The 671-nt window shown below is 47.4% G+C and carries 1 protein-coding gene; it reads right to left on the bottom strand.

Annotated elements, in window-relative coordinates:
* On the bottom strand, positions 1 to 671 hold a 671-nt coding region (locus tag ACT3TJ_RS18010), incomplete at both ends, for a hypothetical protein (protein WP_444622842.1).

Below are 671 nucleotides of genomic sequence, written 5' to 3'. Positions count from 1 at the left end.
GTCTGCGCCTCGGTTTCTTCCTCGGGATCTTCTTCAACTTGCTTAACTCGAGGTGCCGGAGCCACCCAGGCTTTTAGGTATTGGCCTGCATAGCGGTAGAAATCGGGCACTACCTTTTCAAGGTGTTCGATGAACACGCGATTACCTGAGAATTTTGCGCCTAGATCTATCGAGGTAAATACTTCGAATGCGACAGGTTGAGCGTCGGTATTTTCTACATCCAAAATGTTGGGGTTTTTCCTCACTTCTTCTAAAGGCTTGTCCGTTGCCAAAGCCTGACCTTTGCGCATCGCTTTTATGCTAATGGCTGGGCTCTTTTCGTTACTGGGTAATTGCCGGGTGAGCCAGTTAATTTTTGCTGACGTGCTTTTTCTATCTTTAGGCGCGTCAAGCCGCATACTGCAAGTAATCGATTTACGCGTAAGATCGACAGTTACTGTAAGGTCTGATGCAGCGTTGGGTATATCAATGGTGCTTATTAGAAGATGCTCAGATGCCAGCCTTTCACAATCATCCGCTAGTCGTTGCTTTGGGTCATTCCGGTGGGCTCGTGGGAGCTTAACCGCTACCTTTTCTCCGACCAAAGGCCACATTTGAAGGCACAGCTCACGTTGTTCCTGATGCCAGCTACCAACGGTTTTTAGTACTTCTTCAGAGTTTTTATTAAGCTT

Origin of the sequence: Halomonas sp. AOP30-A1-24, from assembly GCF_052378165.1 — a bacterium.
Classification (GTDB): Bacteria; Pseudomonadota; Gammaproteobacteria; order Pseudomonadales; family Halomonadaceae; genus Vreelandella; species Vreelandella citrativorans.
The sequence above is the reverse complement of the archived record's forward strand: the minus strand, read 5'-3'. Positions and strand labels throughout refer to the sequence as shown.